10 protein-coding genes are annotated in these 14,850 nt (G+C 66.8%); 9 read left to right on the forward strand and 1 reads right to left on the reverse strand.

The window, feature by feature from the left end:
- Nucleotides 1-20 precede the first annotated feature (20 nt).
- Genes LZ605_RS02985 through LZ605_RS03000 form a run of 4 tightly spaced genes read left to right on the forward strand, consistent with a single transcriptional unit; the run spans nt 21 to nt 6,957 of the window.
- Nucleotides 21-1,457 carry a hypothetical protein gene (locus tag LZ605_RS02985; protein ID WP_249843725.1) on the forward strand — a complete coding sequence of 479 codons (1,437 nt, stop codon included), beginning with the start codon at nt 21-23 and terminating at the stop codon, nt 1,455-1,457.
- Between the two features lie 15 nt (nt 1,458-1,472).
- Nucleotides 1,473-5,192 carry a type VI secretion system membrane subunit TssM gene (tssM, locus tag LZ605_RS02990; RefSeq protein WP_249843726.1) on the forward strand — a complete coding sequence of 1,240 codons (3,720 nt, stop codon included), beginning with the start codon at nt 1,473-1,475 and terminating at the stop codon, nt 5,190-5,192.
- Nucleotides 5,189-6,172, forward strand: a complete 984-nt coding sequence (tagF, locus tag LZ605_RS02995; protein WP_107230850.1) for a type VI secretion system-associated protein TagF — start codon at nt 5,189-5,191, stop codon at nt 6,170-6,172. Before tssM ends, tagF begins: the two co-directional genes overlap by 4 nt.
- Before the next feature lie 2 nt (nt 6,173-6,174).
- Nucleotides 6,175-6,957: an OmpA family protein gene (locus LZ605_RS03000; RefSeq protein WP_249843727.1), complete on the forward strand. Its 783-nt coding sequence runs from the start codon at nt 6,175-6,177 to the stop codon at nt 6,955-6,957.
- A gap of 50 nt (nt 6,958-7,007) precedes the next feature.
- On the opposite strand, the gene tssA is transcribed toward LZ605_RS03000, so the two are convergent.
- Complete coding sequence (gene tssA, locus LZ605_RS03005) at nt 7,008-8,066, reverse strand: type VI secretion system protein TssA (protein ID WP_249843728.1); 1,059 nt, start codon at nt 8,064-8,066, stop codon at nt 7,008-7,010.
- 234 nt (nt 8,067-8,300) lie between these two features.
- Here tssA and LZ605_RS03010 point away from each other — a divergent pair, with 234 nt between their 5' ends.
- The 5 genes from LZ605_RS03010 (at nt 8,301) to LZ605_RS03030 (ending at nt 14,849) form a co-directional block, all read left to right on the forward strand.
- Complete coding sequence (locus LZ605_RS03010; RefSeq protein WP_249843729.1) at nt 8,301-11,084, forward strand: type VI secretion system Vgr family protein; 2,784 nt, start codon at nt 8,301-8,303, stop codon at nt 11,082-11,084.
- Nucleotides 11,081-11,965: a DUF4123 domain-containing protein gene (locus LZ605_RS03015; protein ID WP_249843730.1), complete on the forward strand. Its 885-nt coding sequence runs from the start codon at nt 11,081-11,083 to the stop codon at nt 11,963-11,965. The genes LZ605_RS03010 and LZ605_RS03015 overlap by 4 nt, the downstream gene beginning before the upstream one ends.
- Before the next feature lie 4 nt (nt 11,966-11,969).
- The gene (locus LZ605_RS03020) at nt 11,970-12,455 is read left to right on the forward strand and encodes a DUF3304 domain-containing protein (RefSeq protein WP_249843731.1); all 486 of its coding nucleotides are present in this window, start codon (nt 11,970-11,972) and stop codon (nt 12,453-12,455) included.
- A 3-nt stretch (nt 12,456-12,458) separates the two neighbouring features.
- Nucleotides 12,459-12,944 (forward strand): DUF3304 domain-containing protein, encoded by a 486-nt coding sequence (locus LZ605_RS03025; RefSeq protein WP_249843732.1) that lies wholly within the window; start codon nt 12,459-12,461, stop codon nt 12,942-12,944.
- 72 nt (nt 12,945-13,016) lie between these two features.
- Nucleotides 13,017-14,849, forward strand: coding sequence for a T6SS phospholipase effector Tle1-like catalytic domain-containing protein (locus LZ605_RS03030; RefSeq protein WP_249843733.1), 1,833 nt, complete (start codon nt 13,017-13,019; stop codon nt 14,847-14,849).
- Nucleotide 14,850 lies beyond the last annotated feature (1 nt).

Raw genomic sequence — 14,850 nt, forward strand, 5'->3', positions numbered from 1 at the left:
CGCATGGAGCACGGCAACTGATGGCGGGATGGCTGGGCAAGGCAGCGTCGGTGGTGATGGTCTTCATCGCCACCTGGGGCGCAACGATTCTTTATTGGCGCAACAGCGGCACCGTACCGACCGGCATGCAGATGCTGGCCTATCTGGGCCTGCTGCCGGTCGGCCTGAGTGGCGCCGGCTTCATGCTGCGCAGTGCAGCGCGGCGTGGCGCCGATGCAGCATTGGCCAAGGCCGGCGATGACGCGCCCGGACCGGCAACGGGCGCGGCCCGTCCTGCCGCAGAGCCTGCGCAGCAGGTGCCGGCCGTTGCGCTGCTGGCCGGCGAACTGAAGCTGGGCGTCGACCTCGACCCGCAGGCGCTGCTGGCGGTGGCGGCAGCGCCGCCACGTCCCGCCCTCGATGGCCGCTTCCGCGACAACTACAACCTGCCGCTGCGGATGAGCGCTGCGCCGGGCCTGGACGAATTCGAGGTGCTGCAGGTGCGCCAGGACGGCATCGATACCGCCGCGCACGAGCGCCGCGCACTGGCGCTGTTGCAGCCGGTGCTGGAGCGGCTGTTGGAGGTCGCCTTCACGACGCTGCCGGAGATCGAAGCCTCCGAAGAAGTGGTGGTGGCCGGCCTGCGCCGCCGCGATGAGCAGCGCGTGGAGAATGTGCTCACCCTCGAATTGCTGGTGCCGGGCAGCTGGTCCGATGCGCTGCGGCCGTGGGTGCAGGACTGGCTGCTGCAACAGGCGCGCACGGCAGGCCTGGATGCGCGCCGCTTCGACGTATGCGTCACCACGCTCGACGGCGCGCGCGAGGTGTGGCCGCACCTGCAGCGGGTGATCGACGCGCTGCATGCGTCGTCCGCGCCGCGTTGGCATCTGCTGCTGGCGGCGTCGTCGAGCATCGATCCGGGCATCGTCTCTGCCTGGGAGGCCAGCGGTGTGCTGGCGACGGCCAGGGATCCTGACGGGCGCGTGCCGGGTGAAGGCGCCTCGGGTGTCCTGCTGGCCAGCACGCACGCCGCGCGCGAGGGGGATGGCCGCCTGTGGCGGCCGCAGCTGGTGCGCGCCGAACAGATTGAAGGCCAGCGCCCGGCCGAGCAGCGCCGCCAGCTGGCGGCGTTGGCAAGCCAGTGGCATGCGGCGCTGGGCGCTGACAGCGGCCAGGCCCGGTTCGTACTGCACGATGCCGATCATCGCGGCGATCTGATGGTGGATGCCGCCGCCATCGCCGCAACTTTGGCCCCCGATCTCGATTTCAGTCCGCAGAGCCTGGCCCTGGCGCTCAGCGCCGGCGAGCTGGGCCCGGTACTGCCGGTGGCCCAGCTGGCGCTGGCCCACGCACAACTGCAACGCCAGAGCGAACCCGTGCTGCTGCTCGGCGTGGCCGACAACCAGCAACGCCTGTTCGGCCTGGTCGACCCACTTCCTTCCCCGACGCTGGCGGCCGATGCGCCGTCGGCCTCCTGACCCCTGGATCCCTGCATGAGTTTGAGCAATTTCAGCTACTACCTGCGCGATTACCGCCTGTGGATGGTGATCGGCCTGGTCGGTGCCGCTGCGCTGGCCCACTACGGTGAGGCCGAGGCGCGGCAGATCGGCATCTGGGTGGCCATCGTGCTGGCCGGCCTGCTGGTGCTGGCACTGCTGGTCTGGATCATCAAGCGGATCCTGGCCCGGCGCGCGGCAAAACGCGTGGAGGCGATGGTCAAGGATGAGGCGGACAAGGCGGTGGCCGGTGCCCAACCGGCGCAGCGCGCCGATACCGAGGCGCTGCGCTCGCGGATGATGGATGCGGTCAAGCAGATCAAGTCCTCGCGGATGGGCGTGCTGAAGGGCAACGCCGCGCTGTACGAGCTGCCGTGGTACGTGATCATCGGCAACCCGGCGGCCGGCAAGAGCACCGCCATCCTTAACTCCGGGCTGCAGTTCCCGTTCGAGGACAACCGCGGCAACGTGGTGCAGGGCATCGGCGGTACCCGTAACTGTGACTGGTACTTCACCACCAACGGCATCGTGCTCGATACCGCCGGCCGCTACTCGGTCAGCGTCGAGGACCGCATGGAGTGGCTGACCTTCCTCGGCCTGCTGAAGAAGAACCGCCCGCGTGCGCCGATCAATGGCGTGATCATCGCCGCCAGCCTGGCCGAGCTGTCCGGCAGCAAACCGGAATTTGCCATCGAGCTGGCCAAGAACCTGCGCCAGCGCGTGCAGGAAATCACCGAGCGTCTGGAAGTATTCGCGCCGGTGTACGTGCTGTTCACAAAGGCCGACCTGATCGCCGGTTTCAGCGAGTTCTTCCGCAACCTCGATCCGGGCGAGCGCGAGCACGTGTGGGGCGCCACGCTGCCGTTCGATGTGCAGCAGCAGGGTGACGCGCTGGCCGCGTTCGACAGCCATTTCGATGAGCTGGCCGAAGGCATCAAGGAGATGAGCCTGACCCACATGGCGATGCAGCGTGGCCGCGAAGTGTCGCCGGGCCTGCTGTCGCTGCCGCTGGAGTTCGTCGGCATCAAGCCGGCGCTGCGCACCTTCATCGCCACCCTGTTCGAGGACAACCCCTACCAGTTCAAGCCGGTGTTCCGCGGCTTCTACTTCTCCAGCGCGCTGCAGGAAGGGCGCTCGGTGCATCACGCCTCCGAACGCGTCGGCCGCCAGTTCAACCTGGAGCGTGGCTCGAACGTGGACGAGGCACCGACCGGGCATACCGCGTTCTTCCTGAAGGATCTGTTCCGCAAGGTCATCTTCGCCGACAAGGAGCTGGTGCGGCAGTACTCCAGCCCGCACCAGAACCGCCTGCGCTATGGCGTGTTCCTCGGCGCGGTGGGCGTACTGGCGTTGGCACTGGGCCTGTGGACGTGGTCCTACACCACCAACGCACAGCTGGTGGCCAATGCCACCAAGGACCTGGACCAGGCCGTGCGCGTGCAGAAGGACCGCATGGATCTGAAGTCGCGCATCGATGCGTTGCTGCTGCTGCAGGACCGCATGGAGCAGCTGGACCGCTACGGCAAGGACGGGGGCATCACCACCCGCCTGGGCCTGTACCAGGGCTCGGCGATCCGCGACAAGCTGCTGCGCGAGTACAACCACGGCATGCAGCAGGTGATGCTGGCGCCGACCGTGGCCAACCTGGAGAACTACCTGGGCCAGGTGGTGGCCGAGCGTGGCAAGCTGGGCCAGGGCAACAGCACCGCCGCCGAAAGTGAAGTGCTGTACCAGAACGCCTCGCCGACCAGCACCAACGACGCCTACAACGCGCTCAAGACCTACCTGATGCTGGGCAATCCCAAGTATGTGGAAGGCGCGCACCTGTCGCAGCAGCTGACGCTGTTCTGGCGCACCTGGCTGGAAGCCAACCGTGGCCAGATGAGCCGCGAGGAAATGGTGCGCGCCGCCGAGAAGCTGATGACCTTCTACGTGGCACAGGCCGGCGCGCCGAGCTGGCCGCAGGTGCAGAACAAGGTCACCCTTGTCTCCGACACCCGTCAGGCGCTGGGCCAGGTGATGAAGGGCCAGCCGGCGATGGAGCGGGTGTATGCGCAGATCAAGGCGCGCGCCGGCGCACGCTTTACCACCACCACGGTCGACAACCTGATCGGTGTCGAGCGCAATGGCCGGATGATCAACGGCAACTACGCGATCTCCGGTGCGTTCTCGCGCAAGGCGTGGGAAGACTACGTGCAGGACGCGATCAAGGAGGCGGCCAACACCCAGCTCAGCACCACCGACTGGGTGCTGGGCACCACTGAGCAGAGTGACCTTTCGCTGGCCGGCAGCCCGGAGCACGTCTCGCGTGAGCTGGTCAACATGTACAAGAACGACTATGCACGCGAGTGGAGCAAGTTCGTGCAGGGCCTGAGCGTGGCCGAGTTCAGCACCTTCGATGAGGCCGTGGCGCGCATCAACAAGCTGGGCGACGCCAGCAATTCGCCGCTGCGCATCCTGCTTGAGCGCATCAACGAAGAGACGGTGTGGGACAACCCGCAGGCGCTGGCGCGTTCGAGCAAGGCGCGCAAGGGCTTCGTGGCCTGGTTCCAGCGCACCATCCTGCGCAAGGACCCGGCTGCAACAGCGGCGGCGCAGCCGGTGGGTCCGATCGGCAAGGCCTTCGAGGGCATCGCCCGCCTGACCAGCGAGCGTGGCGACCAGCCGGCGGTGATGACCGCCTACTTTGAAACGCTGGCCAAGCTGCGCGCCCGCCTGAACGCAATCAAGAGCCAGGGCGAGATTGGTGTGGGCACCCGCAAGCTGATGCAGGACACCTTCAGCAACGAGGGCTCCGAGCTGAGCGTTGGCCTGGCACTGGTCGACGAGCAGGTGCTGACCGGGCTGGATGAGAAGCAGCGCGAAGCCTTGCGCCCGCTGCTGCTGCGCCCGCTGACCCAGACCTTCAGCGCGTTGATCCCGCCGACCGAGGCGGAGGTCAACAAGACCTGGAAGGCCCAGGTCTACGATCCGTTCAAGGCGCGCATCGGCCAGCAGTACCCGTTCAACCTGAGCTCCGATGTGGACGCGGCACCGAGCGACATCGCCGGCATTTTCGGTGCCAGCGGCAGCATCGCTGCGTTCAACAAGGAAGCCCTGGGTACGTTGGTGATCCAGCGCGGCCCGCTGCTGGAGACCCGCCGCTGGGCCGGGCAGGGCGTGAACCTGTCGGCCGAGCTGGTGGCCAACTATGGCAACTGGGTCAGCGGTTCGGCGGCCGGTGCCGCGCAGGACACCACCATCTTCGAGATGCTGCCTTCGCCGGCCGCCGGTGCGCTGGAATACACCATCGAGATCGACGGCCAGGTGCTGCGTTACCGCAACACGCCGCCGCAGTGGACGACCATGCAGTACCCGAACGTCGGCCAGGTGCCGGGTGTAAAGATCACCGCAGTGACCGGCGACGGGCGTACCGTCGAAGTGTTCAGTGCGCCAGGCTCCAATGGTGTCAACCGCCTGATGTCGGCCGGCCAGGTCGAGCGCCTGGATGATTCGAGCCGGATCACCTGGACCGGCAATGGCGTATCGGTCCCGGTGGAAATGCGCATCGTGCGTCGCGCCGGCGAAGCGGCACAGGGCGGCGGCGATTGGCAGCGCGGGCTGCAGTTGCCCGAGCGTGTGGCAGGTGGCGAGCCTGCTGCGCCGCAGGCGCCGGCCGCCGGTACGCCGGCCACGGCTCCCGCTGCACCGGCTCCGGCCGCAGGAGGTGCGCGATGAGCCGGGTGGTCAGTGCCGGGGTCTCGTACTTCGGCAAGGTGCCGTCGCGCGGCGATTTCGTCCGTGCGGCCGACAATCACCAGCTGCTGGGCTGGCTCGATCGCTGGGCCGGTGAGAGCCTGGAGTTGCTGAGCCAGAGCCCGGACTGGAAGCAGCGCTACGACGAGGCGCCGGAGATCCACTACGCCTTCCTCGGTTCACGCAGCAAGATGGTGCTGTGCGGCCACTTCCTGGCCAGCCGCGACGCGTCCGAACGGCGCTTCCCGCTGCTGTCGGCGCTGCGCCTGGATGCGCCCGAGCCGTTGCCGTTCATCGGTCGCAGTCCGTTGGCGATGTCCAACGCCTGGTCGGGCCTGGCCCGGCTGGCGCGCCAGGCTTACCAGGACAGCGATGCGGCGCAGGCGCTGGCGCAGCTGGCCGATGCGCGTTTCAGCATCAGCACCGACCCGGGCGACTACAACGGCAGCTTCCAGGACTTCCTGGAAAGCACCACCGTGGCGGACCTGGAACAGCGGCTGCGCGACTCCGGCCATGGCGACGTGGCCCTGCGCCAGGTCCTGCCTGCCCTGGGCCTGCTGCTGCAGCCGGTACTCAGTGGCGGTGACGTCAACATCGACAAGGCCCTGGTGTTCCCGCTCGTGCGCGAGCCGGCCTACCGCCCGTTGGTGGCCGCGTTCTGGCTGGATCTGCTGTCCAGTTTCGTCGCCCGCGGCGATTTCGAGCTGGCCGTGCTGATCCGCAACGACGCCGCACCGAGCATGATCGTCGGTTTCAACGGCGCCGATCGCCAGGTGCTGCGCGCGGTGCTGGACCCGGCTGAAGCCGGTGACTTCCTGATCCGCATCCAGCATTCGGAGTGGGTGGACGACTACCTGCGCGGCGACTACAACCTCAACCGCTTCGGCAGCTTCCTCGATCGTGACGACCTGGCGCTGGCCACCGCACGCAAGCTGTTTGGCGAGACTTTCCTGGGAACCTGACGATGCGCCTGTGCAATTCTTTCCATCTCGTGCTGCCGCTGCTGCTCGCCGCCGCTCCACTGGCTGCCCAGAACGCGCCGGCTGCAACGGCGGCCGGCGAGCGGCCGGTGGTGATCGAGGGCGTGGTGCCCGATCAGGCGACCAAGGCCAAGCTGCTCAACAACCTGCGGGCGGTGTACGGGGCCGAGCGGGTGGTCGACCGCGTCCAGGTGGAAACCATCGCCACCCCTCCGAACTGGGGTGACTATGTCGCCGGCATGATCAACCCGGGTCTGAAGCGGGTATCGCCGGGCAAGCTGGAGGTCAATGGCCAGGCCGTGCGCATCACCGGTGAAGTGGGTAACGAGGCCCTGCGCCAGCAGGTTGCCAGTGACCTCAGCCTGGCCAGCAACACCAGCTACACGGTGACCAATGCGCTGAAGGTGGGCTCGCAGCAGAATGTGCTGGACCAGACCCTGGCCAACCGCATCATCGAGTTCCAGAGTGGCAGCGCGCGTTTGACGCCCTTCGGCATGAGCATCCTTGATGAGATGGTGGCCAAGATGGCGCAGATGCCGGACAGCCGTTTCCTGATCATCGGCCATACCGACAATGTCGGTCAGCGCGAGTCGAACCTGACACTGAGCCACGCACGCGCGTTGGCGGTGAAGAACTACATGATGGCCAAGGGCATCCCGGGCAGCCACATGGACGTGCTGGGCAAGGGGCCGGACGAGCCGGTGGCCGACAACACCAGCAACGATGGGCGCGCACGCAACCGTCGTATCGAGTTCAAGATCCAGTAATGGCAGCAGGGAGCGGGGCAGCCCGCTCCCTTGCTGAAAGCGCCGCCGGCTCAATCGTCCGGATTGACGTCCAGCATCTCTTCCATCTGCTCCAGCGTGCCGTGGTCCTTGATGACCCGCTTGAGCCAGACGTGCAGCGGCATCTCGCCCCATCGCGCGGCCTTTTCGGCCAGATAGGCCACCGGGCTGTGCGGTTCGGTGCGACGGAAGAATTCGGCGACCTGGCGCAGCTGCTGCAGCGCTTCCTTGCGTGAGCCGGGCGCGCCTGCAGGACCGCGCACCGGCGTGGCCGGCGGCGCGTCGAAGCTGATCGGCGCATCGGCAAAGCCGGTGTCACCGGCGCCATCAGGCGCGGCTTCGGTCTCGCCGTCCAGCAGCACGCCGGCATCGCGGGCAAAGCGCTGCACGGTGCGCTGCAGGTGCTCGAGCTGCTCGCGTACCGCGCTGAAGCTGGGACCGTCCAGGCCCAGCCGGTTGTCCACTGCGGCCTGCAGTTCGGCCAGTGCCTGGCTGCAATCGGGCAGGTCATCGGCCAACTGCCGGTAGAAGCCGTGCTGGGTATCGCGGCGGGCGGCGTTGAGGATGTCCAGGCCGGGGCGGCCATCGTCATCCTCGCCACTGTTGGCGCGCGCGTGCGCATGCTCGAAATCGGTGAGGCTGAAGCGCCCCTGCGGCGCGGCGATGATCGGCACCGCACGCAGCCACTGCAGCGAGTTGGTCAGCAGCCAGCTGAGGTTGCCGATGCGTTCCTCGAAGTCACCATCCGGTGCCTGCGGATGCACCGACTCCCAGTAGCGATCGCACAGGCCGGCGGTGACCCGGTAGCCCGCGGCCAGGCCCTGGAATCCTTCCAGCTGGGTGGCCGCTTCGCTCAGCCAGCCGGCCAGGCGCAGATCCTTGGTACGGGTCTGCAGCAGGTCGCTGGACTCGCGCAGCACGCTGCTCCAGTCGGCGTACTTGATGTCGGTCTGCCACGCACCCTGGTCCAGGGTCGGGTCGTCGGCGCGACGGTTTTCGATGATCCGATCGAACTCCGCCGAGAACGACAGGTCTTCACCGGTCGGGGCGTGGTCCGAAATCGGGGCCAGCAGGGCTTCCTGATCCAGCATGGCAGGTCTCGTTGGGGACTGCCGATGATTCTAGCCGTTGAATGTGAATGCCGTTGCGGCTTCGGGGAAAGTCCCGATGCCTGAATACGGCTTCCCGGTGGTTATGTGACGGAAAGCGCAGTTTGTCGCGTCATTCTGCGTCGTGATTTTGACGAACACCTCGATCTGATAGATTTGAAGGCTGGAAACCGACGCCATGTGCCGAGAGTCTGGCGTCTCCACTCTGGAAATGGCATGGATCAGCTGAATTACCTGATGACGCAGGCCGCCGGTCTTGATGACGGCCAGCGCTTGTATCGTCTGCAGTCGGGTGCGTTTACCGCATGCACCGTGGAACGCTGGCGTGGACGTGACGCGCTGGGCGAGGACGCATGGACCGAGGTCGATGTGCTGGCCACCGACGCGGGTGTGGTATTGGCTGCGCTGCCGGCCACGCGCGCCACCCTGATCACCCGGCTCGCCGACGGCGGGCAATGGCAGCGCAGCGGCCTGGTGGCTGATGCCGCCCGGCTCGGCGGCGATGGCGGGCTGGTGCGTTACCGGCTGCGACTGGTGTCCTGGACCTGGTGGTTGCAGCACGCGCGCCACAGCCGCGTGTTCCAGGAGCAGAGTGTTCGCGCCATTGTCGACAGCGTGCTGGCCGGGCATGGCGATATCGCGCGCTGGCGCTGGGCCGAAGGCGTTGACGCCTTCCTCGGTACGCGTGTGCGCAGTTACTGCGTGCAGTACCGCGAAAGTGATCGCGATTTCCTGCAACGGCTGCTGGCCGAAGAGGGACTGGGCTGGCGGCTGTATGCCGACGAAGAGGCGCCCTGCGGTAATGGCATGGAGATCTTCGCCGACAGCGTCGCGCTGCCCGAAGATGCTACCAGTGCGGGAATCGGCGTGCGTTTCCATCGCAGTGATGCCACCGAAACCAGCGACAGCGTGCAGGCCATTGGCCTGTGCCGTCGCCTGGCCAGCACCACCGTCAGTGTGCAGAGTGACGATTACCGCCAGGTCCGCGCGCTGGCAGGGCAGTCGCCGATGGACGGGGGTGGCAGCGAGTCGGTGCGCGAAGATTTCGATGCCGTCGGCGCCTATGCTTTCAGTGACAGTGCGGCCGCGTCGCGCCAGGCCCGGTTGCTGGCACAGGCGCGTGAAGCGCACAGCCGGCACTGGCAGGGGCACGGCACGGTGCGCGGCCTGCATTCGGGCAGCTGGCTGCGCCTGCAGCAGGCCCCCGGTGCCACACCGCCGGAATTGTTGCTGGTCAGTGTCGATCACGCCGGCATCAACAACCTGCCTACCGACCTGCGGCGCAGCCTGGAGGATGCGCTGGGCGTGGCGCCGGCCGACGGCGAGGACAACGCGCTCTGGCAGCAGGCCGAGGCGGTGGGCTATGGCAACCGCTTCGATGCGGTCGAGCGCAGCCTGCCGTGGCGGCCACGGTTGCTCGATGGCACCGGCGCGCGCCTGAATCCACGCCCGACCGTGCCCGGCTACCAGACCGCCGTGGTGGTGGCTGGCCAGGGCAGCACCGGCAAGGACCTGCATGCCGACAGCCACGGCCGCGTGCGCGTGCGCTTCCATTTCCAGCAGGGCCAGGGCGATGGCGCCCATGACAGCGCCTGGCTGCGTGTAGCACAGCGCTATGCGGGCCCGGGGGTCGGCAGTCAGTTCCTGCCTCGCATCGGCCAGGAGGTGCTGGTGGGCTTCCTCGACGGTGATATCGATCGGCCCCTGGTGCTGGGCGCGCTCTACAACGGCCGCGGCGAAGCCGGTGTGGCGCCTACGCCTGCCGGTGCCAGCGCCGAAGGCGACGTGTCGGCCTACGGCCAGGCCGCCGATGCATGCAACAGCGCGCAGGCCAATCTCAGTGGCGGCCAGGCGCCGGCCTGGCATGCCGGCGGTGCCGGTGATCAGGCGCATCGCCAGGGCGGCGCGCTATGGGGTATCCGCTCGCGCGAATGGGACGGTGGTGAAGGCAGCAACCATCTGCTGTTCGACGATTCCAACCAGCAGCTGCGTACGCAGCTGGCCAGCAGCCAGCAGGTTTCGCAACTGACGCTGGGCCACCTGCGCCACCAGGCCGACAACTACGTTGGCAGTGTGCGTGGCACCGGCTTCGAACTGCGCAGTGACGCGTGGGGCGCGGTGCGGGCGCCGGCGGGCGCGTGGTTCAGCGCCTATGGCCGGCGCCAGAACGCACCGGCGGGTGAAGCGGTGCAACCCTCTGCGCTGCTTGCCCAGCTGCAGACGCTGGGCGAGCGTTTCACCCGCGCCGCACGCACGCATGTAACCAGCCCGCTGGCGATGCAGGAGGGTGCAAAGGCGGCCGGGCAATCCCGGCTGGTGGCCGACCAGTCGCCGGTTCCGGCAATGCTGGCCAGCGTGCGTACCACCACTGGCGGCGATGAGTTCGAGGCCGGGAAAAGCGGCGCGACCGAGCGCAGGCCTGACCCGGGCCAGGGCAGGGTGCCGCATCCGGGCGACCCGCTTCTGGGTCTGGCGGCACCGCAGGGACTGGCGCAGGTGGCGGGGCAAACCCTGCATTGGAGCAATGGTGAGGGCCTGCTGCTGGCCAGCGGTGCTGAAAGCGAAGCGGTGGTGATGGGGCAGGCACGGCTTCATGCGGGGCAGGCTATCGGCGTGCTGGCCTGCGTCGTCGAGGGGGCCGGCGCCGGATCGACCGCGCTGGATGTGGTGGCCGGCAGTGAAATGCTCGACATGCAGGCGCACGCAGATCAGATCCGGATCCAGTCGCGCGCTGCGCTGCGGGGTGCCAGCGCGCAGGCGCCCGTCGAGCTGGCCGCTGCCACGGTGCTGCGTGTGGCGACGTCCGGCGGCGCCAGCCTGACCATCGCAGGCGGCAACATCACCATCGACTGCCCCGGAACCATTACCGTGCATGCGGCCAGCAAGTCGTTCGTCGGGCCGGCGCAGCAGGGGTATCCGCTGCCGCAGTTCCCGCGCAGCAGCTGCAAGAGCTGCATTCTCGACGCGATGCGCCAGGGAACACCGGGAGTGCTGGTGTGATCCATCGCTATGCCGTGATCGACAGCGCACAGAGACCGCATTTCCATGCGCGGCTGGAGCGCCTGGGCGCGCGCTATCGGTCGTTGTTCGAGGGCACGGCCGAAGCGGGCCTGCTGGATATCGCGCCGTTGCTGGTGGCCTGGCCGGAGGCGGCGCACACCGCGCTGGACACGGAGATCGGGCAGATGGGTGCGCAGAAGCCGGGTGTCAGCCTGCTGTGGAGCGCGCTGGAACTGGATGAACTGGCGCGCCAGCTGCGCGCTTTCCATCTGGCCAGGGTGCCCGAGAAGGGCGGCCGCGAAATGCTGCTGCGCTGGTATGACACGCGCATCCTGCCGGCCCTGCTTGACCTGTTGCGGCCTGATCAGCGTGCGGCCCTGCTGGAAAACGTGCAGCGCCTGCAGTACTTCGATCGCTTTGGCGAACTGCAGCAATGGCCACTGGACGCAATGAGCGAAGCGGGTCTGCCGGCACTGCCGCCTTTGCGCCTGGACGAGCATCAGTACGCACGACTGCTGGACGCGTGCGAGCCGGATGTGGCGATCGCGCAGCTCCGCCGGGTGATTCCCGATGAGATGAAAAAGGTGCCGTACCGATCGCTGTATCCGTTCATCGTCGACCACCTGCAGGACACGATTGCCCACGGCGTGGACCAGGTGGACGATCACGTGCAGTACCTGCTGCTGGCGCTGTATACCTCCGGCGCCTGCCGCGCGCATCCTGCCGTGCAGGCACGGTTGGCGCAGCACGCAGGAACCTGCGAGGTGCCTTTCGCGGACTGGGCATCGGCCCTGCCGGAAGACATCTGGTTGACCGGCGTTCCGCTGTGGGACGCCGCCCGCGTTGCGTCGCAGGCCGTTGCGGCACCCTCCAGGACCTGAAGAAATGATTGTGTACAAGATGCGTATTCCGCTGCTGTCCGCCCTGGTTGTACTGCTTCTGCTGCCGGTACTGGCCGCCTGCAAGGGGCAGCCTGCGTCGACACCGGTGGGAGTGCGGGGCTACAACCATACCGACCATTCCATTGCGCAGTTCCAGGTGAATGGTGGAAGCGGAGGGTCGGCTCGACGTCACTCGGCAGGCGGCACGGTCTGCTGCGCTGTCGTTCCTGACCGATGGACTCCAGATCTGAAGGTGGAAATCGAATGGACAACCGACCTGGAAACCTACCAGAAGGCGACGGTATCCATCCCCAGGTACAACGAGGTTGGCAGTCTCGCGGTTCACTTCCTGCGCAATGGTCAGGTCAGGGTATTCGTGACCAATCTGATACTGGGACACCCGGACTATCCGTTGACCGGACCGGAGGCGCCGCTGCGTGAAGGTGAGAATCCCGTGTGGGAGCACCTTCGGCGGCCGCCGGGGGGCTGATCAATGATTGTGCACAAGATGCGTGTTCCGCCGCTGTCCGCCCTGGTTGCACTGCTTCTGCTGCCGGTACTGGCCGCCTGCAAGGGCCAGCCTGCGTCAACACCGGTGGGGGTGCGGGGCTACAACCACACCGACAACCACGTTGCGCAGTTCCTTGTGAACGGAGGGAGTGGTGGATCGGCGTGGCCCCACTCTGAAGGTGGAACTGTCTGCTGCGCAGTGCTGCCGGATAGATGGACTCCGGATCTGAAGGTGGAGATCGAATGGACAACCGACCTGGAAACCTACCAGAAGGCGACGGTACCCATCCCCAGGTACAACGAGGTTGGCAGTCTCGCGGTTCACTTCCTGCGCAATGGTCAGGTCAAGGTATTCGTGACCAACCTGATACTGGGGCACCCGGACTATCCGTTGACGGGACCGGAGGCGCCGCTGCGTGAGGGTGAGAATCCCGTGTGGGAGCACCTTCGGCGGCCGCCCACCAGTTGAGTGGAGGTCGGGTGGGATCGACAGGGACAAGGAACCGGGCAGGGACGGATATCGGAACCAGGAGGCAAGGACATGAATGAACGCACGGCGACTGGCGCGCAGCCCATGCCCGCCAATGGACAGCGCGCATTGAGCGGCGCTGAGGCACAACGACGGGCGAAGGCGATGGCGTGCCTGCGCGAGAAGGGGTCGCAGTGCCAGGGCCAGGTGCATGTGAGCATCTACTTCGATGGCACCGGCAACAACCGTGAGTGGGCAGGTACCTTCGTGACCGGCAAGACACGCGCCACCCGCACCCAGCTTGCGCGCAACGGCCACAGCAATGTGGCACGCCTGTACGACGCCAGCCTGGCCGAACCGGAGAACGGCTTCTTCAGCGTCTATGTGCCTGGCGTGGGGACGCCGTTTTCCGAGGTGGGCGATACCAACCAGGATGGCGACACGCTGGGCGGCGGTGCCGCACGCTACGGTGCCGATCGCATCCATTGGGCGATCCTGCAGGTCATCAATTCGGTGCATCAGTACCTCAAATCCAGTGATCTGATCAGCCCGGCTGAAGCCAAGATCCTGGTCGGTTCGATGAGCGAAACGCGCCTGCTGGAAGGGATGACGCGCCGCGCCATGCTGACCGGAATCGCGCAACGCCTGGAACAGGTGGTGAAAAGCCACCAGCGTCGCGTCACCTCCGTTCACGTGTCGGTGTTCGGCTTCTCGCGCGGTGCCGCGCAGGCGCGGGCGTTCGTGCATCGGTTGTATGAAACCGCCGAGGCCTGGGGCAGCGGCTGTGGCTACAACATCGCCGGTGTTCCGCTCTACCTCAATTTCATGGGCATCTTCGACACAGTGGCTTCGGTGGGTGTTGCTGCCATGAGCCGGGTGTCAAAGGGCAAATGGGACTGGGCCGCAGGTGACATGATGAGCATTCACCCCGAGGCCCGGCAATGCGTGCATTTCGCTGCCTTGCATGAGCAGCGCATCAACTTCCCGCTGGATCTGGCTACCAGCGGGCGCGAAGTGCTTTACCCCGGCATGCATTCCGATGTCGGTGGTGGCTATTCGCCCGGCGGCCAGGGCAAGGACTTCGTGTCCGGCGCAGCGAACGGCAAGGCCAAACTGTCACAGATTCCGCTGATCGACATGCATCACGAAGCCATCAAGGCGGGCGTCATGATGGAGACGATCACCGAGCTCAACCAGGACCCGGCCTATGCCACGCATTTCGGCTGCCATCCGCAGTTGATCCGCGACTACAACGCCTGGCTGACCGGCCATGGGGTGCCCGCAGGCGCGCACACGCAGCAGATTGCAGGACACTGCCGGCAGTACGTGGCCTGGAAGGGCAAGCGCCTGCCCAACGGCCCACAGAGCCTGCTGCAGCAGCCGTTCTTCAAGCAGTCCGATGCAGAGGACCAGGTGGATCTGGCCAACGCGCAGCGCGACTTTGCCAATCTGGTCACCGAGCTGGCGCAGGGCAAGAGCGACATGGCGGCCTACCGCGGTCAGCTCAATGAAAGCCAGAAGCGCATCGACGCCGGGCGCAAGGCCGGGCGTCCGGTGTTCGAGCCGACGCCGCGAGCGTCCGCCGCGGCCTACACCTACGCCGGCATTCCCGCCGAGACCAGTGCGCTGCTGGACCTCGTGCTCAACGCGACGCCGGTGCCGGATGTCAGCACCACGCTGTTCGACAATTACATGCACGATTCGCTGGCCGGCTTCTACATGATGAAGTGGACGGAGCTGAACATCCCGCGCCTCAACACCTATGGCTATCTGCGCTATCGCGAAGTGTTCAGTGTGGCCGGCAGGCGGGCCCAGGAATGCCGCGATCCGGCGACCCTGCCACCAGCGAATGTTCCGTCCATCGGCGGCGCGTTCCAGCAGCTTGGAACGGCAATGGGAGGCTGAG

The organism is Stenotrophomonas maltophilia (genome assembly GCF_023518235.1).
Classification (GTDB): domain Bacteria; phylum Pseudomonadota; class Gammaproteobacteria; order Xanthomonadales; family Xanthomonadaceae; genus Stenotrophomonas.